21 protein-coding genes and 1 pseudogene are annotated in these 22,709 nt (G+C 68.0%); 5 read left to right on the top strand and 17 right to left on the bottom strand.

Annotated features, from left to right (window positions below):
• Positions 1–21 precede the first annotated feature (21 nt).
• Together CZ674_RS13120 and CZ674_RS13115 are read right to left on the bottom strand one after the other, a co-directional pair.
• Positions 22–762 carry an SGNH/GDSL hydrolase family protein gene (locus CZ674_RS13120; protein ID WP_143244751.1) on the bottom strand — a complete coding sequence of 247 codons (741 nt, stop codon included), beginning with the start codon at positions 760–762 and terminating at the stop codon, positions 22–24.
• Between the two features lie 72 nt (positions 763–834).
• Positions 835–1,545 carry an MBL fold metallo-hydrolase gene (locus CZ674_RS13115; protein ID WP_086992968.1) on the bottom strand — a complete coding sequence of 237 codons (711 nt, stop codon included), beginning with the start codon at positions 1,543–1,545 and terminating at the stop codon, positions 835–837.
• A gap of 25 nt (positions 1,546–1,570) precedes the next feature.
• Between CZ674_RS13115 and CZ674_RS13110 the strand changes: the two genes are divergently transcribed.
• Positions 1,571–2,887 (top strand): MATE family efflux transporter, encoded by a 1,317-nt coding sequence (locus CZ674_RS13110; RefSeq protein ID WP_234988595.1) that lies wholly within the window; start codon positions 1,571–1,573, stop codon positions 2,885–2,887.
• Between the two features lie 256 nt (positions 2,888–3,143).
• On the opposite strand, the gene CZ674_RS13105 is transcribed toward CZ674_RS13110, so the two are convergent.
• Positions 3,144–3,695 (bottom strand): DinB family protein, encoded by a 552-nt coding sequence (locus CZ674_RS13105; RefSeq protein WP_086992966.1) that lies wholly within the window; start codon positions 3,693–3,695, stop codon positions 3,144–3,146.
• 54 nt (positions 3,696–3,749) lie between these two features.
• On the opposite strand from CZ674_RS13105, the gene CZ674_RS13100 reads away from it, so the two are divergent.
• The 3 genes from CZ674_RS13100 to CZ674_RS13090 all read left to right on the top strand — a co-directional run bounded on the left by CZ674_RS13100 (position 3,750) and on the right by CZ674_RS13090 (position 7,404).
• Positions 3,750–4,922: an MFS transporter gene (locus CZ674_RS13100; RefSeq protein ID WP_143244750.1), complete on the top strand. Its 1,173-nt coding sequence runs from the start codon at positions 3,750–3,752 to the stop codon at positions 4,920–4,922.
• On the top strand, positions 4,919–5,614 hold the full coding sequence (nucS, locus tag CZ674_RS13095) for an endonuclease NucS (RefSeq protein WP_086992964.1): 696 nt from the start codon (positions 4,919–4,921) through the stop codon (positions 5,612–5,614). Before CZ674_RS13100 ends, nucS begins: the two co-directional genes overlap by 4 nt.
• Positions 5,615–5,898: 284 nt before the next feature.
• The gene (locus CZ674_RS13090) at positions 5,899–7,404 is read left to right on the top strand and encodes an alanine/glycine:cation symporter family protein (protein ID WP_234988594.1); all 1,506 of its coding nucleotides are present in this window, start codon (positions 5,899–5,901) and stop codon (positions 7,402–7,404) included.
• Positions 7,405–7,542: 138 nt separating this feature from the next.
• On the opposite strand, the gene hemL is transcribed toward CZ674_RS13090, so the two are convergent.
• From hemL to hemE, 8 genes and pseudogenes are all read right to left on the bottom strand, one after another.
• The gene (hemL, locus tag CZ674_RS13085; protein WP_086992962.1) at positions 7,543–8,856 is read right to left on the bottom strand and encodes a glutamate-1-semialdehyde 2,1-aminomutase; all 1,314 of its coding nucleotides are present in this window, start codon (positions 8,854–8,856) and stop codon (positions 7,543–7,545) included.
• The gene (hemB, locus tag CZ674_RS14450) at positions 8,853–9,779 is read right to left on the bottom strand and encodes a porphobilinogen synthase (protein ID WP_234988603.1); all 927 of its coding nucleotides are present in this window, start codon (positions 9,777–9,779) and stop codon (positions 8,853–8,855) included. Before hemB ends, hemL begins: the two co-directional genes overlap by 4 nt.
• 102 nt (positions 9,780–9,881) lie before the next feature.
• Positions 9,882–10,559 (bottom strand): annotated as a pseudogene (locus tag CZ674_RS14445) (uroporphyrinogen-III synthase); the annotation flags it as partial.
• Positions 10,556–11,491: a hydroxymethylbilane synthase gene (gene hemC / locus CZ674_RS13075; protein ID WP_086992960.1), complete on the bottom strand. Its 936-nt coding sequence runs from the start codon at positions 11,489–11,491 to the stop codon at positions 10,556–10,558. The pseudogene CZ674_RS14445 and the gene hemC, both read right to left, overlap by 4 nt.
• On the bottom strand, positions 11,488–12,711 hold the full coding sequence (locus tag CZ674_RS13070) for a ferrochelatase (protein WP_086992959.1): 1,224 nt from the start codon (positions 12,709–12,711) through the stop codon (positions 11,488–11,490). Before CZ674_RS13070 ends, hemC begins: the two co-directional genes overlap by 4 nt.
• Positions 12,708–13,355 (bottom strand): hydrogen peroxide-dependent heme synthase, encoded by a 648-nt coding sequence (gene hemQ, locus CZ674_RS13065; protein ID WP_327078628.1) that lies wholly within the window; start codon positions 13,353–13,355, stop codon positions 12,708–12,710. Before hemQ ends, CZ674_RS13070 begins: the two co-directional genes overlap by 4 nt.
• Positions 13,352–14,641 (bottom strand): protoporphyrinogen/coproporphyrinogen oxidase, encoded by a 1,290-nt coding sequence (locus CZ674_RS13060; protein WP_086992958.1) that lies wholly within the window; start codon positions 14,639–14,641, stop codon positions 13,352–13,354. The genes hemQ and CZ674_RS13060 overlap by 4 nt, the downstream gene beginning before the upstream one ends.
• On the bottom strand, positions 14,638–15,717 hold the full coding sequence (gene hemE / locus CZ674_RS13055) for a uroporphyrinogen decarboxylase (RefSeq protein WP_086992957.1): 1,080 nt from the start codon (positions 15,715–15,717) through the stop codon (positions 14,638–14,640). The genes CZ674_RS13060 and hemE overlap by 4 nt, the downstream gene beginning before the upstream one ends.
• A 39-nt stretch (positions 15,718–15,756) precedes the next feature.
• Between hemE and CZ674_RS13050 the strand changes: the two genes are divergently transcribed.
• Positions 15,757–17,025, top strand: a complete 1,269-nt coding sequence (locus tag CZ674_RS13050; protein ID WP_086993037.1) for a glutamyl-tRNA reductase — start codon at positions 15,757–15,759, stop codon at positions 17,023–17,025.
• Between the two features lie 217 nt (positions 17,026–17,242).
• On the opposite strand, the gene CZ674_RS13045 is transcribed toward CZ674_RS13050, so the two are convergent.
• The 6 genes from CZ674_RS13045 to CZ674_RS13020 form a co-directional block, all read right to left on the bottom strand.
• Positions 17,243–17,908 (bottom strand): hypothetical protein, encoded by a 666-nt coding sequence (locus CZ674_RS13045; protein ID WP_086992956.1) that lies wholly within the window; start codon positions 17,906–17,908, stop codon positions 17,243–17,245.
• A 176-nt stretch (positions 17,909–18,084) separates the two neighbouring features.
• Positions 18,085–18,582, bottom strand: coding sequence for an aminoacyl-tRNA deacylase (locus CZ674_RS13040; protein ID WP_086992955.1), 498 nt, complete (start codon positions 18,580–18,582; stop codon positions 18,085–18,087).
• Between the two features lie 86 nt (positions 18,583–18,668).
• On the bottom strand, positions 18,669–20,048 hold the full coding sequence (locus CZ674_RS13035; protein ID WP_200810117.1) for a tripartite tricarboxylate transporter permease: 1,380 nt from the start codon (positions 20,046–20,048) through the stop codon (positions 18,669–18,671).
• Positions 20,048–20,497 carry a hypothetical protein gene (locus CZ674_RS13030; protein WP_143244749.1) on the bottom strand — a complete coding sequence of 150 codons (450 nt, stop codon included), beginning with the start codon at positions 20,495–20,497 and terminating at the stop codon, positions 20,048–20,050. The genes CZ674_RS13035 and CZ674_RS13030 overlap by 1 nt, the downstream gene beginning before the upstream one ends.
• A complete protein-coding gene (locus CZ674_RS13025) occupies positions 20,494–21,441 on the bottom strand; it encodes a hydroxymethylglutaryl-CoA lyase (RefSeq protein ID WP_086992952.1) in 948 nt (315 codons plus the stop codon). Before CZ674_RS13025 ends, CZ674_RS13030 begins: the two co-directional genes overlap by 4 nt.
• Positions 21,438–22,700: a hydroxymethylglutaryl-CoA reductase, degradative gene (locus CZ674_RS13020; RefSeq protein WP_086992951.1), complete on the bottom strand. Its 1,263-nt coding sequence runs from the start codon at positions 22,698–22,700 to the stop codon at positions 21,438–21,440. Before CZ674_RS13020 ends, CZ674_RS13025 begins: the two co-directional genes overlap by 4 nt.
• Between the last annotated feature and the right edge of the window lie 9 nt (positions 22,701–22,709).

The following is a 22,709-nucleotide window of genomic DNA, read 5'->3' as shown; positions in this document are numbered from 1 at the left end:
TCCCCTTGACTCTGCGCCACGTCAATGGGCTGGGGATACCTCGACCTTGTCTCGCGCGACCTCGCGAACCCGAGCAACCACGTGGGGCCCGAACGCCGCGACCCACGACCTGTGGCCGCGTGCGTTGGGGTGAAACCAGTCTGGGCTCATCCGCTGCACGATGCCGAACGGCACATGCCTGCGCGTCTTGCGATACACCGGCGCGAGCGTCATGCCGAATTCGCGCACAAGCCGATGCACGATGCGGTTCGCCTCACGCGCGCGCCCCTCGTACGTGCCGAACCCCAGCGTCGGAACATCCGCCACGATCGAGCCAGCCGGCAGCGCCTGCAAGATGACGCGCATCCGAGAAGCGAACTCGGCTGGCCGCCACTCCTCCTGCGTCACGTCGTTGCCGCCGATCGACATCGTGACGACGTGCGGGTCGACGTCGGCAATGTGCTGCAGCTGCCGTTCGATCACCTCGTTCGTGCGCGCACCAGAACTTGAGACATTGTGCGTCGCAATGGGCTCGCCGAGCGCCTTCTGCATGAGCCGCTCGAGCCCCGCGACGTACCCCTGCTCAGGGTCGTCAAGACCGAGCCCCTGCGCCAACGAGTCGCCCAGAGCGAGATAACGGATGCGCCCCTCACGAGCTCGCGCACGCCAGAACCGGTCGTACACCGGAATCTGCTGAATGTGCTTCTGCTCAGCCTCGCGACGACTGCCGCCGAAAAGCTTCTCGAACATCCACTCGAGTGCCCCCATGCCGATTGCTGCCACTGGTCCCCCCAAGGAGTATCCGCCCTGTGAAGCATCACAGTCAGGCGGAAGAACGACTGTATACCCGCATCCCTATCGCTGCACGAATGCAAGCTGAGCGTGCACGATCGCCTCGACGGCCTGCCTGAGACTGTCGGGCACTGACGCGTAGACCGAATCGGCGACGGTCGCGAGCGCTGCCGCATCGTCAGCGCGAATGCCCGCAGTCGCAAGCGCGTCGCGCACCTCATCGAGGCGCTCAAGGCGGTGGTTTCGGTACTCGCGAGCAATCGCCGCGATCGACGGCAGCTCGTCGCCGTGACCGGGCAGCACGCGCAGGTCGCCGAGCGCTTCGAGGCGATCGAGCGACGCGAAGTAGTCGGCGATGCTGCCGTCGGGATGCATGATCACCGTCGTTCCCGAGCCGAGCACGGTGTCGCCGGTCAGCACGGCGTCGTCGGTGACGAACGCGATCGAGTCGGCAGTGTGACCCGGCACCGCGATCACGCGCAGGTCGCCGATGACCTCTCCGTCGGTCAGGGGTTCGGCTGCCCTACACCAGGCTGGGTCGAGCGCCCGAACGGGTGCGCCGGTGCGCTTATGGACTGCATCGACCGCATCCGTGTGGTCTGGGTGCCAGTGACTCACGAGCACCAGCTGCACCTCGTGCTCACAAATCGCGTCGAGGTGGCTGTCGATCTCGGGGCCGGGGTCGATCACGATGCCGTCGGACAGTAGCCAGGTGTTGGTGCCGTCGAGGGTCATGGGCCCCGGGTTCGGCGCGAGGATGCGCGTGATCGCCATGGGGGCACGGTACTACAGTGATGGAGTGCCCCGCCTTGCCCCGATCGACCGTCGGATCGTCGCACTCGCGCTTCCGGCACTCGGCGCTCTCATCGCAGAACCGGCCTTTCTGCTGGTCGACACCGCGCTCGTCGGGCACCTCGGCGTCAACGAGCTCGCCGGCATCGGCATCGGCCAGGCCGTGCTGCAGACCGTCACGGGCCTGCTGGTGTTCCTCGCGTACGCGACGACGCCGCGGGTTGCGAGGTTCTTGGGAGCGGGGCGGATGCCCGACGCAGTTCGCGCAGGAATCGACGGCATGTGGCTGGCGCTCGCTGCGGGACTCGTGCTGCAGGTGCTGCTGCCGCTCGCGCATCCGCTCGTCTCGGTGTTCGGCGCCGAGCGGGCTGTGACCGACATCGGCTCGAGCTACCTCGCGATCTCGATTCTGGGCCTGCCTGGCATGCTCATCATGCTGGCGGCAACAGGCCTGCTTCGCGGGCTGCAGGACACCAAGACGCCGCTCATCATCTCAGCAGCCGGCTTCGGCACGAACGCCGCGCTCAACGTGCTTTTCATCTACGGCATGGGGATGGGGGTTCCGGGCAGCGCACTCGGCACCGTCATCGCGCAGTGGGGCATGGCCTTCGCCATGATCTGGATCGCAGTGCGGCAGGCGCGCAAGCACGACGTCTCACTGGCGCCGCACTGGAGCGGGATGCTCGCCTCGGCCGGGTTCGGCGGCTGGCTGTTTCTGCGCACTCTGGCACTGCGTCTCGGTCTGCTCTCGACCACCTTCGTCGCGACCAGCGCCGGAACCGAGGTGCTGGCTGCCACGCAGGTCGCTTTCGCGCTGTGGTCGACGCTCGCGTTTGCGCTCGATGCCCTGGCGATCGCAGCTCAGGCGATGATCGGCAAGGCTCTGGGCGCGGGCGATGTCGCCGAGCTTCGGCAGGTCACGCGCCGGCTGCTGTGGTGGGGGCTCTGGAGCGGGGTGATCGTGGGTGCGCTGTTCGCGCTCGCCTCGCCCGTCATCGGTCGCGTCTTCACGTCGGAGCCCGAGGTGCTGGCGCTGCTGCCGTGGGCGCTGCTCGTGGTCGGCCTTGCCCAGCCGCTGGCGGGCCTCGTGTTCGTGCTCGACGGCATTCTGATCGGCGCCGGAGATGCGCGCTATCTCGCCTGGACGGGCTTCGTGAACCTGCTGGTCTACCTGCCGCTGCTGCTGCTCGCGCTGCTGCAGACCTCGTCGCTGGCGGCCCTGGTCGCGGTGTGGCTGGCGTTCGGCGTGGGGTACATGGGTGCGAGGCTGGCGACACTGTATCTGCGGGCGCGCACGGATCGCTGGATGGTGCTCGGGGCTTGATGGGCTGGGCTGGTGCCACTGGGTGCTGAGCTGCCGCTGGGCGTCGTGCCGCCGCTGGGTGGAAAACTCCCGGCAAGATGGCATCTCAACGGGACTTTCCCATCTTGCGGGCGGGCAGCTGCGAGGAAACGGGCAACAGGGGCGCGCAAGCAGCCAGGCAAGGAGGGTTACGCAGGAGAAGGCATGCGCTTCACCTGCGTGAATCTCCTCGCACCGAAATCAGCGTGGCAACCAGCACCGCACCCAGACCCGCCAGCTACTCCCCGGTCTCGCCGTCGACAGCCTCGCGCAGCACGTCAGCGTGCCCGTTGTGCCGCGCATACTCCTCGATCATGTGAGTCAGCACCCAGCGCACCGCCACGTGCTCGCGACCGCCCCATGCAGGCACCGTCGTGCCCAGCGCATCCGCCCCGTGCTGCTCGATGACGCCATCGACAACCGCCCGCGACCGCTCAACGTTCGCGACCCACAGCGACCGCAGCTCGTCGCCCTCGAGCGTCACGCCGAGCGTCCAGTCGGCGTCGTCGTCGGCCTCGAAGTCGATCGAGCCCCACGGCTCAGGTGCCGGCTGCCCCGCAACGGTCTCTTCGAACCAGAAGCTCTCGACCCACGCCAGGTGCCCAAGCAGCCCGCCCAGCGTCATTGCCGAAGACGGAATCCGCTGCCGAAGCTGCTCGGTCGTCAGCCCCCGCGTCTTCCACTCGAGGGTTGCACGCTGGTAGTCGAGAAAGGTCACGAGCGTGACCACCTCATCACCCGCAAGGATCGGTTCGGGGCGGCCCTCATCATCGATCTGCTGCTCTGCCATTTCATGAGTCTGACAGACGCATCGGCTCGACAACAAGACTCGTAGACTGTTGCAGTGAGTGAACCCCGCAACTGGCGAAACGCCCTATTCGCCGTGTTCTTTCTGGTCGGGTTCGCCTTCGCCGGCTGGATGGCGCGCATCCCGCACGTGCGCGACCAGCTCGGAATCGAGGTCGACGAGGTCGGCTACCTGCTGCTCGCGATCGCCGCAGGCAGTGCGATCGGCTTTCTGAGCGCATCCTGGCTCGTTCACCGCTTCGGAACCGATCGCCTCACGTCTATGGGCCTGATCTTCATCGGAGCCGGCCTCTCCATCGCCGGCTGGGCCGTTGAAGCCAGCAGTCTGCCTCTGGTGCTCGCGGGGTTCATCGTCACCGGCAATTTCATTAGCATCACCAACGTTGCGATGAACACCTCGGCGTCGGCCAACGAGCGCGCGATCGCCAAGCCGATCATGCCGATCTACCACGCGTTCTACTCGGTCGGCACGGTCTCGGGCGCCGGCGTCGGCGCACTGTTCGAAGGGCTGAAGCTCGACCTCGGCCTGCAGTCGACGCTCGTGCTCGCGGCGCTCATCGTCGCCGCATTCATCACGCGTCGACACATCGCGCCCGATGTGGTCGACGAAGAGGATCCCGTCACCATGCGAGATCGGATGCGCGTCTGGCGCGAGCCTGCGACGCTGCTGCTGGGTGTGTTCGTGCTGGGCTCGAGCCTCATGGAGGGCAGCGCAAACGACTGGCTGGCACTGCTGATGGTCGACGGCCACGGATTCTCGAAGACCGCAGGTGCCGTGCTGTTCGCGGTGTTCCTCGCCTGCATGACCGCCGGCCGCCTCCTCGGCGTGATCGCACTGCAGAAGCTCGGTCGTGTGCTGACGCTGCGCATCACCTTCGGCGGAGCCCTGGTCGGCCTCGCCCTCGTGCTGCTGACAGACATCCCCGCGCTGGTGGTTGTGGGCGTGCTGCTCTGGGGCTTCGGCAACGCGCTCGGATTCCCCGTCGCCATGTCGGCCGCCGGCGACGACGCCCGCCTCGGCCCCGCTCGCGTCGCGACCGTGTCGAGCATCGGCTACCTCTCGATGCTCGCCGGCCCGCCCGTCATCGGCACGCTCGCAGCTTTCGGCTCGCTGCGCCAGGCGATGCTCATTCTGCTGGTGATCGGCCTCGTATCCTGGTTGCTCACCCCCTTCACCCGCGAGAACCGACTGTCAGGAGTTCGTCGATGAGACTGGTTGTGGCCACATGCACCGTGCAGTACACGGGGCGGTTGACCGCCCATCTTCCGCTCGCGAAGCGCGTGCTGATGCTGAAGGGCGACGGGTCGATTCTCGTGCACTCAGACGGCGGATCGTACAAGCCACTCAACTGGATGAGCCCGCCGGCATCGCTCGAAGAATGCGAGCCGACTGAGGAGCAGACGGATGCGGGGGCCAGCCGAGTCTGGAAGGTCACGCACAAGAAGACCGGCGATGCCCTCACCGTGCAGCTGCACGAGGTCGAGTCTGACCAGTCGTTCGAGCTCGGCATCGACCCCGGCCTCGTGAAGGACGGCGTCGAGTCGCACCTGCAGGAGATGCTGGCCGATCAGATCGAGACCCTCGGCGACGGCTTCAGGCTGTGGCGCCGCGAGTACATGACGGCGATCGGGCCGGTCGACATCTTGGCGCAGGACTCTGACGGCGCGACGGTTGCGGTCGAGATCAAGCGCCGCGGCGGCGTCGACGGGGTCGAACAGCTGACCCGCTACCTCGAGCTGCTGAACCGCGACCCGAAGCTCGCGCCGGTCTCGGGCGTCTTCGCCGCGCAGGAGATCAAGCCGCAGGCCCGCACACTCGCCGAGGACCGCGGCATCCGCTGCCTCGTGCTCGACTATGACGAGATGCGCGGCGTCGAGTCGAACGTGCCCCGGCTGTTCTAGCCGCGCATCCGTTTGAACTCCCTTTGGAGTTCAGCTCGCCGCACTGCACGCCGCGAGATGGAAAAGTCCCGGCAAGATGCCATCTCGTCGAGAGTTTTCCATCCCGCGAGGAGATTCACGCAGGTCAAGGCATGCGCTTCACCTGCGCGAATCTCCTGGCGTCGGCGCCGAACCGCACACCCCACCGCCAATTGGCACTCCAACCAAGCGCCTGAGACACCCCGGCGGGTTTACACTCGACGCTGTACATGCACCCCCAAGGGGCCTTTCGAGCGGAGCAGCACGTGGGATTCACCGAAACACTGCAAGAAGCACTCGACACCATCAGCGGCATCGTCTGGGGTCCGTGGCTCCTGATCCCCCTGCTGGTCGGCACGGGGCTCTACCTCACCATCAGGCTCGGCGGCCTGCAGTTTCTCAAGCTGATCCCGGCCCTCAACCTCGGCCTCTTCAAGCGCAAGGACGCCGGCTCAGAAGGCGACATCTCGCAGTTCCAGGCGCTGACCACGGCCCTCGCGGCAACCGTCGGCACCGGCAACATCGTCGGCGTCGCGACCGCAATCGGCATCGGCGGCCCCGGCGCACTCTTCTGGATGTGGGTCACAGGCCTCGTCGGCATGGCCTCGAAGTACTCTGAGGCGTTCCTCGCGGTGCGGTTCAGGGCGACGGATGCGGCGGGCGAGAAGTCAGGCGGCCCCCAGTACTACCTGCAGCACGGGATCGGCGGCTGGTTCGGCAAGACGCTCGCCCTCATGTTCGCGATCTTCGCGGTGCTCGCCTGCTTCGGCATCGGCAACATGACGCAGGGCAACGCGATCGCCAGCAACATGGAAGGCAGCTGGGGCGTGCCGACATGGGCGACCGGCATCGTGCTCGCCGTCATGACCCTCGTGGTGCTGCTGCGCGGCATCACCACGATCGGCAAGGTCACGGCCGGCCTCGTGCCCGTCATGATCATCCTCTACGTGCTCGGCGGCCTCTGGATTCTCATCGCCAACTTCGAGGCGCTGCCCGCAGCCTTCGCGCAGATCTTCACGGATGCCTTCACCGGAACTGCCGCAGTCGGCGGGTTCGCCGGCTCAGCCATCATGATCGCGGTGCAGTTCGGTGTCGCGCGCGGACTCTTCTCGAACGAGTCGGGCCTCGGCTCGGCCGCAATCGCAGCGGCTGCCGCCAAGACCTCGCACCCGGTTCGCCAGGGCCTCGTCTCAATGACGCAGACGTTCATCGACACGATCATCGTCGTGAGCTTCACGGGCCTCACCATCATCGTCACGGGTGTCTGGAACCAGACCGACCCCGAAACCGGCGAGCAGCTGAGCCCTGCCCTCATGACCGGCGAAGCGTTCTCACATGGCCTGCCTGGCGAATGGGGACACTGGATTGTCACGATCGGACTCATCCTGTTCGCCTACTCGACCATCCTCGGCTGGTCGTACTACGGCGAGCGCAACATCGAGCGACTGTTCGGGCGGCGCATGGTGATGCCGTTCCGCATTCTGTTCTCTGTGATCGTGTTCGTCGGCAGCACGACGCAGCTCGGCATCGTGTGGTCGTTCTCCGACGTCATGAACGGCCTCATGGCGCTGCCGAACCTCATCGGGCTGCTCGTGCTGTCGGGCCTCATCGCGCGCGAGACCAAGTGGTACCTCAAGCACGACCCGAAGCTCACGGCAGATGCCGCCACGATCGACGGCTTCATGCAGGGGCGCCCTGAGTGGATCGAGTGGCGCCAGAGCGAGAAGACGGGCATGCTGCCGGTGCAGAAGGCGAAGCGGCCGAAGAGCTGAACTCCAAAGGGAGTTCAGTTGGGGCCGGGTGCCAGCCGCGAGATGGAAAACTCCCGGCAAGATGCCATCTCGTCGAGAGTTTTCCATCCCGCGAGGAGCCGCCCAGCCAAACCGCGCAATCTCATCTCCAAAGGGAGTTCAGATGCCAGACGGAGGCGCGGCACCGGCAGCAGCGCGCGCGGCGGCGGGCAGCGCATCCAGGATCTGCGTGACAGCCCCGTCATCGTGCGCAGCCGACACGAACCATGCCTCGAATGCGCTCGGCGGCAGGTACACGCCCTGCTCGAGCATCGACCTGAAGAACGGCGCGAAGCGAAACGCCTCCTGCGCCTTGGCGGCTGCGAAATCGGCGGGTGCCTCAGGGGCGAAGGCCACAGAGAACAGCGTGCCCACCCGCGAGACCGCATGCTCGACGCCTGCCGTGCTGAGCGCATCCGTCAACGCACCCGACACCGCATCGGCAACAGCATTCATGCGTGCGTAGACCGCGTCATCGGCGAGCCGCAGCGTGGTCAGCCCGGCGGCCACCGCCACCGGATTCCCCGAGAGCGTGCCCGCCTGGTAGACCGGCCCGAGCGGCGCGAGCATCGCCATGACGTCGGCGCGACCGCCCACGGCAGCGAGCGGCATCCCGCCGCCGATGACCTTGCCGAACGTGAACAGGTCGGGTGCGGCCGTGTCCGCGAGCTCGTCGAGCCCCCAGACGCCGCGCCTCGTGACCCTGAACCCCGTGAGCACCTCGTCGCTGATGAGCAGCGCGCCGTGCCCATGGGCGGTCTCTGCGAGCCAGGCGTGAAAGCCCTCGGCGGGCAGCACGACGCCCATGTTGGCTGCAGCGGCTTCGACGATGACGCCGGCGATGCGGTCGCCGTGCGAGGCGAAGACCTGCTCGACAGCGTCGCGGTCGTTGTATGGCAGCACGATCGTCTGGCTGGCGACAGCCTCGGGCACTCCCCCGCTCGCGGGCAGCGCGAGTGTGGCCAGGCCTGATCCGGCTGCTGCGAGCAGCCCATCGGAGTGCCCGTGATAGTGCCCGTCGAACTTCACGATGAGATCGCGCCCAGTGAATCCGCGGGCGATGCGAATCGCGGTCATCGTCGCCTCGGTGCCCGTCGACACCAGGCGCAGCTGCTCGACGGGGCCGATCATGCCGACGACGTGCTCGGCAAGCTCAGTCTCGGCGGGGGTCGAGGCGCCGAACGAGAGCCCGCGCGCTGCGGCCTCCTGCACGGCGGAGACGACAGCCGGATGCGCGTGGCCGAGCACAGCAGGGCCCCACGACCCGACGAGGTCGACGTACTCGTGACCCTCGGCATCCGTCACAAACGGCCCGCGAGCGCTCACCAGAAACTTCGGAGTGCCGCCGACAGAGCCGAACGCTCGCACGGGCGAGTTGACCCCTCCTGGAATCGCGCGCTGAGCACGCTCGAACAGGGTGTCGTTGACGCTCATCGAAGCTCCCGCGCAATCTCAGTGGCCCAGTAGGTGAGCACGGTGTCGGCTCCGGCGCGCACGATGCTCGTGACCGACTCGACGATGGCGCGCTCGCGCTCGATCCAGCCGTTGGCGGCTGCAGCCTCGATCATCGAGTACTCGCCCGACACCTGGTACGCCCACACGGGCACCCGCGACAGCTGCTTCACCTCGGCGAGCACGTCCATGTACCAAGTTGCTGGCTTGACCATCACGACATCGGCGCCCTCAGCCAGGTCGAGCAGCGCCTCGCGCAGCCCCTCGCGTCGGTTCGCGGGATCCTGCTGGTACGACCTGCGGTGCCCCTTGAGGCTCGAGTCGACCGCTTCGCGGAACGGCCCGAACAGCGCACTCGCATACTTCGCGCTGTAGGCGAGGATGGCGGTGTCGAAGTATCCCGCCGCATCGAGTGCGGCGCGAGCACTGGCGACCTGGCCGTCCATCATGCCGCTCATGCCGAGCAACTGCGAACCGGCTGCGGCCTGCGCCAAAGCGATCTCGTTGAAGCGGCGCAGCGTGGCATCGTTGTCGACCCGGCCGCGCGAGTCGAGCACGCCGCAGTGGCCGTGGTCGGTGAACTCGTCGAGGCAGAGGTCAGTCTGCACGACCGTCGCATCACCGAAGCGGTCGGCGAGGAAGCGGGTCGCTCGGTTCAGAATGCCGTCAGGATCAGACGCCTGCGTGCCCTCGGCATCCTTGTGCTCAGGCACGCCGAACAGCATGACACCCCCCACGCCAGCGTCAATCGACTCCTCGACGGCGCGAGCCAGCGAGTCGAGCGTGTGCTGCACCTGGCCCGGCATCGCAGAGATCGGATGGGGCTGAGAAATGCCTTCGGCGACGAACATGGGCAGCACCAGCTGCGAAGCATGGATGCGCGTCTCACGCACCAGACGCCGCATCGGCTCGGTCGTGCGCAGGCGGCGTGGTCTGTCGACCGGAACAGCAACAGGCCGCTTCGTCTGCTCGATCGCGCGAATGACAGCGGTCGCGATGCCATCGGCCGAGGGTTCATCGGCGACACTCGTGACGCGAAGCCCCAGCTCGAGGCAGTCGGCGGCCGTCTGCTCGCCGATCGCGACGACCAGCGCCCGGTCATCGAGTTCGAGCGCTGCGACCTGCTCGGCCACGGTGCCGCTCGAGACCACCACGACGTCGGCGCCGGCAAAACCAGTCGCTGCAAGCTCATCGCGCGATGCGAACTCCGCGGCAGAGTCATATACATCGACCTGGTCGACAGTGAGCCCGGCCGAGCGCAGTCCGTGCACGAGCGTCGGCTTCGCGCGCGACGACGACGGCAGCAGAGCCCGTTCGCCTTCGACTCCAGGCCACTCGCGAAGCAGACCCGCGGCCGACTGCACGCGCGGCACGAGATCGACGCGCGCCCCCGACTCGCGCAGCGCATCCGCCGTCGCCTCTCCGACTGCCGCGACACGGGTCGACTCAGGCAGACCCGAACGCAGCGCACCAGCGATCGCCGGCACAGTGTTCTGGCTGGTGATGACGAGCCAGTCGTAGTCGCCGGCAGTCAGCCCAGCGAGGGCCGCGTCGAGCGCGGTTCGGTCTTCGACCTCGCGGATGCGCGTCAGCGGCACCAGCACCGGGTCGAGTCCGCGAGCGCGCAGGGCGTCAGCCCAGGGCTCGGCTGCTGCGCCGTCGCGGGAGATGAGCACGCGGGTCATCCCACGAGCTCCTTGGCCCCGCCGTCGAGCAGCTCGGCGACCAGGTCAGCGGCGAGGTCTGCGGCGTCTGCGACAGCACCCTTGCGCGATGCGCGGATGCTGCGCGAGCCGTCGAGCGCGTAGGCTGCGGCGTCGATCTGCACCGTGTCGCCGTCTGCCCTGGCGAATGCGCCGACCGGGGCCGCGCATCCGGCTTCGAGGCCGCGCAGCACTATGCGTTCGGCCGCAGCGCACGCGGCGGTGACGGGGTCGTCGACGCCCGCGACTGCAGCAAGCGAGCGCTCGTCGCCGTCGCGGGTCTCGATGCCGAGGGCTCCCTGGGCAGGGGCGGGCAGAAACTCTGCGGTGCTGAGCGCCTCGCTCACGCGATCGCTGAATCCGCCGCGGTTGAGGCCGGCGACCGCGAGCACGACGGCGTCGAGGTCGGCGTTCTCTGCGAGGGCGCGGTTCATGCGCGTCGTGATGTTGCCGCGGATGTCGACGACATCGAGGTCGGGCCTGGCGTGCAGCAGCTGCGCCTTGCGGCGGGGCGAACCCGTGCCGACCTTGGCGCCCTTCGGGAGCGTCTTTAGCTGCAGCCCGTCGCGGGCGACGAGCGCGTCACGCGGGTCATTGCGAACCGGAACAGCAGCCAGACGGATGCCCTCCTGCGGCAGCGTGGGCAGGTCTTTCATCGAGTGCACGGCGACATCGATCTCGCCGCCGAGCAGGGCATCGCGAAGGGCCGAGACGAAGACTCCCGTGCCGCCGAGCTGTGACAGCGGCGAGCGGTCGACGTCGCCCTTGGTCGAGATCTCGACGATCTCGACGACGCCTGCGAAGCGCGCTGCGATGTCGTGGGTCTGCGCGAGCGCGAGCAGCGAGCCGCGCGTTCCAACACGAAGCGGCGCAGCAGTCGACTCACCGGTGCCGCCGAGCGGCGCGGCGCTCACGGCTGCAGCCCGGCGATGGCGGGGCGGAATCCGCGGCGGGTGTTCTCGCAGCAGCCTGCCCGGCAGACGTCTGGCTCGACACCGAGTGCGGTCACGGCGCTGCGCTCAGCGACAGGCCGGCCCTCGACGCGCTCGAGCACGAGGTCGACGAGTCCGTCGACGAATGCCGGATGCACGCCGGGCGTCGGCGTGCGGCGCACCCAGAGGCCGCGGTTCTCAGCGGTCTCGGTCGCCTCTTCGTCGAGATCCCACATGACTTCCATGTGGTCTGAGATGAAGCCGATCGGCACGATGATCACTGCCTTGCGGCCGGCGAGCTCGTCGATCGCGTCGTTGATGTCGGGCTCGAGCCACGGCTGCGAAGCGGGTCCCGAGCGCGACTGGTAGACGAGCTGCCACGCGATGCCGGGTGCGGCTTCGGCTGCGACGTGCTCTGACACCTGGTGGTGCTGGAGCGCGTACGCTCCGCCTGTCTGGCCCCGTGCATCCGCGGGCCATTCGACGGATGGGTCGCCCGACCGAGCCGCGTCGTCGATCGGAATCGAGTGGGTCGCGAAGAGCACCTCGATCTCGCTGTCGGCGAAGCCGGCGTCGTGAGCCTCTGCGACTGCGGCGCGGAGTCCCTCGACGAACGGCGTGACGAAGCCCTCGTGGTTGTAGAAGGCGCGCACCTTGTCGATCTGCATGCGCTGCTGCAGCCCGGCGTCTTCGAGTGCATCGGCCCAGTCCTCGCGGTACTGGCGGCACGACGAGTACGACGAGTAGGCGCTGGTCGCGATCGCCAGCAGCTTGGCGTGGCCCGCGGCGTCGGCCTCGAGCATCGCGTCGTTGAGGTACGGGTGCCAGTTGCGGTTGCCCCAGACCACCGGCAGGTCGACGCCGCGCTCGGCAAGCCTGGCCTCGAGGGCCGCCTTCAGCTCACGGTTCTGGTCGTTGATGGGGCTGCGTCCGCCGAAGTGGCGGTAGTGCACGGCGACCTCTTCGAGCCGCTCGTCGGGGATGCCGCGGCCGCGCGTGACGTTGCGCAGGAACGGAATCACATCGTCTTGCCCCTCGGGGCCGCCGAACGACGACAGCAGGATCGCGTCGTACCGCGTCGGCACCTCGACATGCGCCTTGCCCGACTGCGCGTGCGCGGTGGCGCTCGGCACGACGGCGCCGGCTTCGAGGAAGACGCCCGCGGCCTCGGCAGGCTTCTTGGGGTCGGTCGTGACGGTCATCGCAGCACCTCGGCGATCTCGTCGACCTCGATGCGACGGCCCGTGTAGAACGGGATCTCCTCGCGCACGTGCAGCCTCGCCTCAGAGGCGCGGAGGTCGCGCATCATGTCGACCAGGTCGGTCAGCTCATCGGCCTCCATCGGCAGCAGCCACTCGTAGTCGCCGAGGGCGAACGCCGAGACCGTGTTGGCGACGACGCCCTTGAACTTGGCGCCGCGTCGGCCGTGATCGGCCAGCATGCGGCTGCGGTCTGCGTCATCGAGCAGGTACCAGTCGTACGAGCGGTTGAACGGGTAGACCGTCACCCAGTCGCGGGCGCGCTCACCGCGTGCGAAGCCGGGCACGTGGGCCTTGTTGAACTCGGCGTCGCGGTGCACGCCCATGGCGCTCCACACCACTTCGGTGCCAGCGAGGTCTGCCGTGCGGCGTATACGGCGGACCGCCGACTGCAGCGCCTGCGCATCCTTGCCGTGCAGCCAGACCATGATGTCTGCGCCGGCCCGCAGTCCCGAAACGTCATAGACGCCCCGAGTGACGACACCTGCCGCTGCCAATTCGTCGATGACGGCATCCAGCTGCTCGCCACCCTGGTGTTCAGCCGAGAGACCGCGGCCGAACACCGTGAAGACCGTAAAGTCGCTCACGTCAATCCTCCTGTGCTTGCCGCCAATCGTTGCGAGAGTTCCTTTGCAACGGCTATGGAAGCCGGAACAACACTTGCCAACCCTGTGCCCGCGACCCACGATCCGACTGCGAGAACGCCGTCCGGAGGCTGCACAGCACCCGGCGCAGGAGGCTGCCGAAGCGCCCGGCGGCCAGTGAACACGGGGGCTGGCAGGCTCTGACCGAGGATGCGCTCGGCGTCGGAGCGTGCGAGAGCGACAGTTGCCTCGTCGTCAAGGCAACTCGTGGGCGGCGGCTGGTTCTGTCGGCCGTACGAGAGCCGCACGATGTCGAGATGCGGGGCGCTGGCACGCAGCCACGGCCACTTGGCGCTCGAGTGGGTCAGGGCCTTCGCGCTGATCGAGGCGGCACCGGGGGCCACGAGCGCGCCCGTTCCCCTCGGAGCACCGTCGATCGCACCCGCCTCGAACGCCAGGGTCACGAGCTCGACTTCGGCACCCCTCGCCTCGCTCGCCCAGTCGGGAGTCGCGACCACGACCGCCCGCGCATCCAGCATCGTGATGTCATCGACGCGATGACCGAGCCGCAGCCTGCCGCCGAGCCGCTCGAAGTCGGCCGCGAGCGCCTCGGCCAGCCGGTGCATCCCGCCGTCGATGCCTTGCACGAGCGCACCGGGTCGAGACCCGCTGGGCCGGCCAGCCCCGCCGCCCCGAATCTGCCGCACGGCAGCCTGCAGCGACCCGTGCTCGGCAAGTGCGTCGAGCAGCTTCGGCGAGACCCTCGAAACCGGCAGATCGTCGGCGCGGGCCGAGTAGACCCCCGAGACGATGGGGTCAACGAGCCGATCAAGCACCGTCTCGCCGAGGCGTTCGCGCACGAGTTCGCCGAGCATGCCGGATGCCGTGCCGGCGCGGGCAGGCAGCTCGAGGTCGCGAAGTGCTCGCTGGCTGGCTTCGGCTCCGATCACGCGCACGACGTCAGCCGCTGTGACGTCAGCGGGGATCCCCATGAGCGCTCCCGCCGGGCTCGGCGCGGCTCCGTCGTCGAACACCAGCCACGATCCGAGGTCGGCCGCATCGACGCGCGTCAGCCCGAGCTCGTCGACGAGCTCGCCCACAGCTCCGCCTCGTGTCGCGAACGACTCGGGGCCGCTGTCGACTGCTGTGTCGCCCATCCGCGTCGCTCCGACCAGGCCGCCGACGACCGCAGCCGCCTCGAACAGCTCGACCGAGAGTCCGGCCCTGGCAAGCTCGCGTGCCGCGACCAGACCGCCGATGCCTGCGCCGACGACGGCGACGTCGGTCACAGCGAGTGCACGAGCTCGACGATGCGGGTCAGCTGCGCCGGGTCGGTCTCGGGCGGCACCCCATGGCCGAGGTTGAACACGTGGGCACGGGCCGCGCGACCGCGCTCGGCGACGTCGCGAACGGCGGGCTCGATGGCATCCCAGCCGGCTGCGAGCACCGCTGGATCGAGGTTGCCCTGCACCGTCACGTCGCCCTGCATGCGCTGCACCGCCTCGTCGAGCGGCACGCGCCAGTCGACGCCGATGGTGTCGACGCCGATGTTCATGTCGCCGTAGATCTCGCCCGCGCCGACGCCGAAGTGCACGAGCGGCACACCGAGCTCGCGCACCGGGTCGAGCGCCGCACGCGAGTGGCCGACGACCTGCTCGACGTACTGGCCGCGCGAAAGCGAGCCCGCCCACGAGTCGAACAGCTGCGCCGCACTCGCGCCCGCCATCACCTGCGTGCGCAGGAACTCGCCCGTGATCTTCGCGGCCCACTCGGCCAGGCGGCTCCAGGCCTCGGGATGCCTGCGCATGAACGTGCGCACCGGCAGGTGATCCTTGGTCGGGCGGCCGGCGACGAGGTAGGCGGCGAGCGTGAAGGGTGCCCCCGCGAAGCCGATGAGCGGCGTGCCCGTCTCGTTGAGCTCGGCCACGGTCAGCGCGACGGCCTCGCGAATCGGGGCAAGCGCCTCGTGCGTGAGCTCGAGCTGCACGATGCGGTCGACGGCATCAGGCGTCTGCACCGCCTCGCCGACGATCGGCCCGACGCCCGACTCGATGCGCACATCCACGCCCGCCAGACGCAGCGGAATCATGATGTCGCTGAAGAAGATGCCCGCATCGACCCCGTGCCTGCGCACTGGCTGCAGGGTGATCTCGCTCGCCAGCTCGGGCACGAGGCAGGTGTCGAGCATGTCGGCGCCTGCCTCTGCGGTCTTGCGCAGCTCGCGGTACTCGGGCAGCGACCTGCCGGCCTGCCGCATGAACCACACCGGCAGCACGTCCGGGCGCTCACCTCGGTAGGCGCGAATGAGGCGGGAATCGGATGTGACGGTGCGGAGGGGGTGCTCGGCCGGAAGAGAGGTGGTCATAGTTTCGGCATTGTAGGCCAGGCTAGTATGCGTTTCGCCATGCTCATCACTCTGACGGTCAGTCACCGCACCGACGATTTCACTGTTCTCGAAACCCTGTCGCGCATCGACACGGATGCGCTGAGCGACACCCTGCGAACGCACGAGTCCGTGCGGGGTGCGGTGATGGTCAGCACCTGCAACCGGTTCGAGACGTACCTCGAAACCGACGCAGACCCTGGCGCCGCGGCCGCGCTCGTGCGCGACGAGCTGCTGGCGCAAGGGGTTGCTGTGACGGGCGAGGTGCACGCCGACCGCGACGCCGCAGAGCACCTGTTCGCGGTGGCCTCCGGGCTCGAATCGGTCGTCGTCGGCGAGGATGAGATCGCGGGTCAGGTGCGCCGCGGGCACCGCCGAGCGCAGGAGCTCGGTGCGACGACGAGCAACCTCGAGCGGCTGTTTCAGCGCGCCAACGAGACGCAGCGCATCGTGAAGCGGCGGGCCGATGTGGGCGGCGCGAACCGCTCGGTGATCAGGCTCGCGCTCGATCTCGCCTCAGCGCAGCTCGCATCCTGGCAGGATGCCCGGGTGCTGCTCGTCGGCACCGGAAACTACGCCGGCACTGCGTTGAAGGCCCTCCGCGATCGCGGCGCGCAGCACATCGAGGTGTGGAGCCCGTCGGGCCGCCAGCGCCAGTTCGCGCTGAAGAACGGCATCGACATCGTCGACTCGCGCGACGTGCATGTCGCCGCATCCCTCGCCGATGTCATCGTCACCTGCTCTGCGGGCGAGGGGTACGCGATCAGCGCTGACACCCTGCTGCGCGGCCGCCGGCTCGGACTCGAGAACCGTGCCAGCGCATCCGTCTGCCCCGTGACCGGTGCTGCTGAGCCTGCCGGGCAGATCGTGATCGACATGGGGCTGCCGCGCAACGTCGAGCCGGCTGTTGCGGATGTTCCCGGAGTGCAGCTGCTCGACCTCGAGACCGTGCGGCTGCATGCGCCCGTGCAGCATCTGGTGACGACCGACGATGCGCGAGCCTACGTGCGCAAGGCGGCCGCCGTGTTCGAGCGCGTGACCGATGAGAATCGGCTGGCGCCTGCTGTCACTGCACTGCGCCAGCACGTGTTCGAGGCGCTCGATGCCGAAGTCGAGCGGATCGGACGTCGTGGCACCGAGGCTGAGCGCCGTGCAACAGAGGCTGCGCTGCGCCACTTCGCCGGGGTCATTCTGCACAAGCCGAGCGTGCGCGCCCGCGAGCTTGCCGCATCCGGTCGGCACGACGACTTCGTGAGCGGGCTCGATGCGCTGTTCGGGCTCGAGGCCTGAACTCCTTTTGGAGTTCAGATGCGCCTCACGCCCGCCGTCTGGCCGCCGCGAGATGGAAAACTCCCGGCAAGATGCCATCTCAGCGCGACTTTTCCATCTCAGCGGGGCTTTGCCATCGCAAGGAGATTCACGCAGGTGAAGCGCATGCCTTTGCCTGCGCAACTCTCCTTGCACCGCCCAGCTGGTCACTTCGCAGCTGATCACTCCGGCCAGCTGGTCAGTCTTCGCCGTCGAACAGGCCGCCGTCGAGCAGCCAGTTGTATCGCAGGCGCAGTGCGCGCTCGGTGCTGGCAATCGCCGCCGACACCACCAGCCCGATGTTGAACCACGCCGGCAGCATGATGGGCGATTCGAAGGTGCCGATGCGCTCAGCCACCGGAGGAATGCTCGTCACCGTCTCGATCAGCTGCGGCACCCCCAGCACGAGCGCGACGACCAGAATCAGCACGGAGACCACGCCGACCATGCGGCTGGCGAACGGATGGCGTCGGTCGAGCCGCGCACGCCGGCCCTCGGCAGATGCGGGGTCAGGTGTCAGCGGTCGGGCATTGCCGTCAGGCGTGACGTAATGGCAGCGCTTGAGGCCGTAGCCGCTCGCCGCGATCTCGATGCGGCCGCCCGGCACCTCGAACTCCGCCGGCAGCTTTGACTTGGCTGTGTGCCCGCCGTTTCGGTAGAGGTGCGCCCAGACGTCGCCGTCGTCGCCCTCGCCCCACAGGCTCACGCTGACTGACCACTGCTCGCGGCGGCCCTGCCCGTCTTCGAGCTGCATGTGCATAAGGGCGCGCGAGAACGGCTGCCACCAGCGGAATCGCTTCAGGGCGTGGCCGTCTCCGGCCTTGACGCGCTTGGCGGCTCGGCGGCGCTTCCAGTCGTCGAACACGCGCCCAACGTTACCGGCGGCACCCGCGCATCCGTCTCCTCCTGAAGAACGAAATCGGTGCCTGAACTCCAAAGGGAGTTCAGCTGCGCCGCACGCCCGCCGCCAGCCCGCCGCAAGATGGAAAACTCCCGACAAGATGCCATCTCAACGCCACTTTTCCATCTCGCGAGGGGATTTCACGCGGTCGCGTCGAGCGGCTCGGCGATGTCGAGCACCTGCGCCGCAAAGTGCGCCTTGAGGTCTGCCCCGTCGAGGTAGAGCGCAACGCCGTGCGCGCCTCCGCCCATCGAGATCGGCCCGTCTGGCACATGCGCATCGGCCAGCACCGGCAGATCGCCCTCGCTGCCGAACGGCGTGATCGTGCCGCGCTCGAAGCCCGTGATCCCGAACGCCTCGTCGGCCGTGGGCATCTTCGCGCGGTTCACGCCCATCGCCTGCCGCAGCTTGCGCCACGAGATCCGGCGATCGCCCGGCACCAGCGCGATCGCGTAATCGCTCTCGCCCAGGCGCACGACCATCGACTTCACGATCTCGCCCGGGGTCACGCCGCGTGCGGCAGCGGCCTCGGCCAGCGACCCAGCGGGCTCATGACGGCGAGCATCAAAGCGGATGCCGCTGGCACGTGCCGCAGCAATGGCCCGGTTGTGCTCGGGGGAGAGGTCTGTGTCGGTCATGCTTCCAGCGTATGCCGCCCGCGCATGCGGCAGCGGTGCCTCACGTGGATTGTCCACACGAGGCACCGCTGACAGAGCAGAGACGGTTACGCGAACAGCGCCAGGATTCCGGGCACGCTCAGCACAGCAACGTAGTAGCCCATGAACTGCACGCCCGTGTGCACGGCGAACAGCTTGTTGAGCATGCCGCCCACCAGGCCGACCGTGAGCGTCACGAACAGCGCGATCACGCCGCCCTCGTAGAGGCTGATGACCACGAGCAGGCCAGCAAAGGCTCCGATGATGGCCTCGTGCGAAACCTTCTGCATGATCCACTTCGCAGCGCGGTGCGCCTGTGTCATGGCGAACGGATACGTCAGCAGCACCGCGATGATGACTGCCAGCAGACCGAACACCAGAAACTGCCAGGGCTCGAGCAGCGTGTGCAGGTTGTTCGGCACACCGTCGTCGATCGTGTAGACCGGGGGCGCGTTGAACAGCGGGCTGGCGACCGAAGCGGCCATCGGCGAGAGCGGCAGGCCGATTGCGATCAGCGGGATGAGCGTCTCGGCGATGTAGGTCGACTCAGTCGTGCCGTTCTTGACCGACATCTGCGTCGTCAGGCGCTGGTAGGCGCCCTTGACGCGGCTGCCGAACAGCTCACCCATGAGCACCGTCATCGCGACGGGCGAGAACACGAAGGTCGCGCTCGAGATCGTCGCTGCACCTGCTGTTGCCCCCAGCTGACCGCGACTGAGCACTCCGAACGGCGACGGCATCCGTCCCTTCCAGGTGCGGGAGTCGGCTGCCAGCTCGAAGCGGCGCTTGTCGGCGCGCTGCAGGGTCTTGCGCCCCACGGGGCTCGCCGCGAGGAACATGTCGACGATCAGCGGACCGGTTGCGATGCCCAGGAAGAAGCTGACGGTCAGCGTCTTGTCGAGCGTTGCGAGGGTGAATGCGTTGAGGCCGAGCACGAGCAGCACGAACGGGATCAGCGCGATGACGGCTGCCCAGCGGCTCTTCGAGAGGAAGGCGATGAGCACGGCAGCCGCGAGGAAGATCCAGCCGGCGACGCTGCTGATGGCGTCAGCGAAGGGCGTCAGCAGCCAGGCGAACAGCACCGCGAGCGGCACTGCGATGAGCGCTGCGAGCACGCCGCCCGAGATGGCCTTGCGGAGGGCGATGTGCGGCACGCCGAGTTCGCGCAGCAGCTGCGCGTCTCTCAGCAGCGGGGCCGCCATGGTGTCGCCCGGTATTCCGAGCAATGTCGTCGGTATCGCGTGTGTGATGTGCTTGGCAGAGATCGCGGCCATGAAGAACGCGAAGACTCCGACCGGCGGCACGCCCAGCAGAATCACCAGCAGCGTGATGGGGGCGATCGTCGCTGTCTCGTCGGTGCCCGAAACGAGCCCAAGGAGACCGAATGCGATGGCGCCGGCGAGCGCCATGCCAAGCGCCCAGCCGATCATCGGCAGCAGCTCTTCCATCAGCTCTTCTCCTCATTCGTCGATGCAGCGCTGTTCTGCTCGAAGCGACGCTTGAAGTCGTCGTAGAGCCCCAGCTGCTTGACCTCTGCGAGGTCGCCAGCCGAGAACGTGTCAGGGTCGCCGATCGGGCCGACCTCGGCTTCGATTGCGTCCATCGCGTCTTCACGCGATCCGAGCTCGCTCTCGACGAGCACCCGCTTCGGCTTGAAGAGGTTCGCGCCGACCACCGCGACGACCAGGCATGCTCCGAGCCCGACCAGCAGCGAGTACGACCCGGCCAGCTGGGCATCGACACCCGACGACTCGAACGCCCACCGGCTCGTCAGGAACGCCGCGGGCGCGAAGATCACGCCCATCAGGATCGAGAGCCACATGTGCTTGGGCGAGACAGTGTCGCCCCACACTTCTATGTACGAGGGGCTGTCCCCCAGTTTTGTTTCCGATGTCACTGTGTTTCCTTTCCGACCAGCGCCGTTGCGACCCGGGAGGTGATGGGGCGGTCGAGTGCCGCCCCGAGCCACTGAGAGATGTCGAGCAGCGCACGCAGGTCGACACCGGTTCCGATGCCGAGTCCTGTGAGCATCCACACGAGATCCTCGGTGGCGAGGTTTCCTGTTGCTGACTTTGCGAAGGGGCATCCGCCCACTCCTGCGGTCGATGCGTCGAAGATCGACACTCCCGACTGCAGCCCGGCATAGACGTTCGCGAGCGCCTGGCCGTAGGTGTCGTGCATGTGCAGACCGAGCTCCGCGACGGGTATCTCCGGTGTCAGCGCATCGAGCGTGGCCTTGACGAGGCCGGGTGTCGCGACCCCGATGGTGTCGCCCAGCGAGATCTCGCCGACTCCCCACTCGCGCATCCGCGTTGCAAGTCCGACGACCTCGTCGATCGCGACCGGACCCTCCCAGGGGTCTCCGAAGACCATCGAGAGGTAGCCGCGAACGGGCATGCCGGCGGCGCGGGCAGCGGTGACGACCTCTTTCGCGCGCGCCTCAGACGTCGCGCGGTCGGTCGAGAGGTTGGCGTTGGCGAACGACTCAGTCACGCTCAGGAAGACCGCGATCTCGGCGGCCCCCGCGTCGACGGCGCGCTCGAGGCCCTTGAGGTTGGGCACGAGCACGGGCTTGCGCACCTGCACATCGGCCACACCGCGGAGCACGTCCTCGCTGCCGGCCATCTGCGGCACGCGGTCGGGTCGTACGAAGCTGCCGGCCTCGACCACGGGCAAGCCGGTGGTCGCGAGGCGCTGAATGAGCTCGATCTTCGTGGCCGGTGAGATCAGGTTCTTCTCTGACTGCAGGCCGTCGCGCGGGCTCATCTCCCAAATGGTCACTCGCTCGGGCAGGCCAAGTTCGGGCATGGGGGCAGGAAGCCCCAGTTCGAGGGCGCTCATGCGCGCAGTTCTGCGAGGATGCGCTCAGCAACGTCGACGCGCACGGCGCCTTCCGCAACCATCGCCGCTGAGACGCGGTCGACCTCGTCACCGTCAGCGCCAGCCGAGACGGCGACGTTGCGAGCGTGCAGCGTCATGTGCCCCTTCTGGATGCCCTCGGCTGCCAGCGCGCGCACGGCGGCGATGTTCTGCGAGAGGCCGACTGCCGTGATGAGCTCGCCGAGCTCCTGGGCCGTCTGCACCTCGGCCAGCGCGACCGAAGCCTGGGCGGCCGGGTGCGTGCGAGTCGCGCCGCCCACGAGCCCGACGGGCATGGGCAGCTCGATCGAGACAGCGAGGTTGCCGTCGGCATCGATGTCGAAGTGCGACAGCGACGCGTATTCGCCGTCGCGAGCGGCGTGGCTGTGCGCACCCGCTTCGACGGCGCGGGTGTCGTTGCCGGTGGCCATCACGACAGCGGTGATGCCGTTCATGATGCCCTTGTTGTGCGTTGCGGCACGGTAGGGGTCGTCGAGGGCGAAGTCAGCAGCGGCCACCATGTCGGCGACGACCTGCTCGCCGCCGATCTCGGATGCGGGGATGACGCAGCGAGCGCGGCTCAGGCGCAGGTCTGCCTTGTTCGTGAGGATGCGCAGCAGCGAGCGGCCGCCCGAGATCTCGGCGAGCTCGGGGGCAAGCGCCTCGGCCATGGTGTTGACCGCGTTGGCGCCCATCGCGTCACCCACGTGCACGACGAGGTGCACGACCACATGGGTGCGACGACGGCCGTCGATGACGCGCACGATGAGGTCGCGAGCGCCGCCGCCGATCTCGACGAGGCGCGGGTCCTTCGAGTTCGCGAGCTCGAGCAGGCGTTCGCGCTGCTCGAAGATGCGCAGCTTGGCCGCGTGCGGGTCTGCGACGTCGAGCAGCTGGATCTGCGCCTGCATGAGGGGCAGCGTCGACGACGTGAAGAATCCGCCGGTCGAGCGGGTCATGCGGGCGACGTTGCTTGCCGCAGCGACGACCGAGGGCTCCTCGGTGGCCATGGGCACGAGCACCTCGCGACCGTTGACGATGAAGTTGGTGGCGACGCCGATCGGAATCGAGATCTGGCCGATCGCGTGCTCGATCATGCGGTCTGCCCGCTCGATGTCGAGGCCGCCCGTTCGCAGGGCGTCTGCCTGGTCAGAGAAACCGGGAACCTGCTCGATGACCTTCTGCAGTCGATCCTCAGGCGTCTCGTTCCGAAGACCACTGAGTCTGGAGGTTGTAGCCACGTTGCTCCC

This window comes from Agrococcus casei LMG 22410 (assembly GCF_900163565.1).
In the GTDB taxonomy this organism is placed as follows: domain Bacteria; phylum Actinomycetota; class Actinomycetes; order Actinomycetales; family Microbacteriaceae; genus Agrococcus; species Agrococcus casei.
Note: the sequence above shows the minus strand (reverse complement) of the source record. Positions and strands in the feature narration are given on the sequence as shown.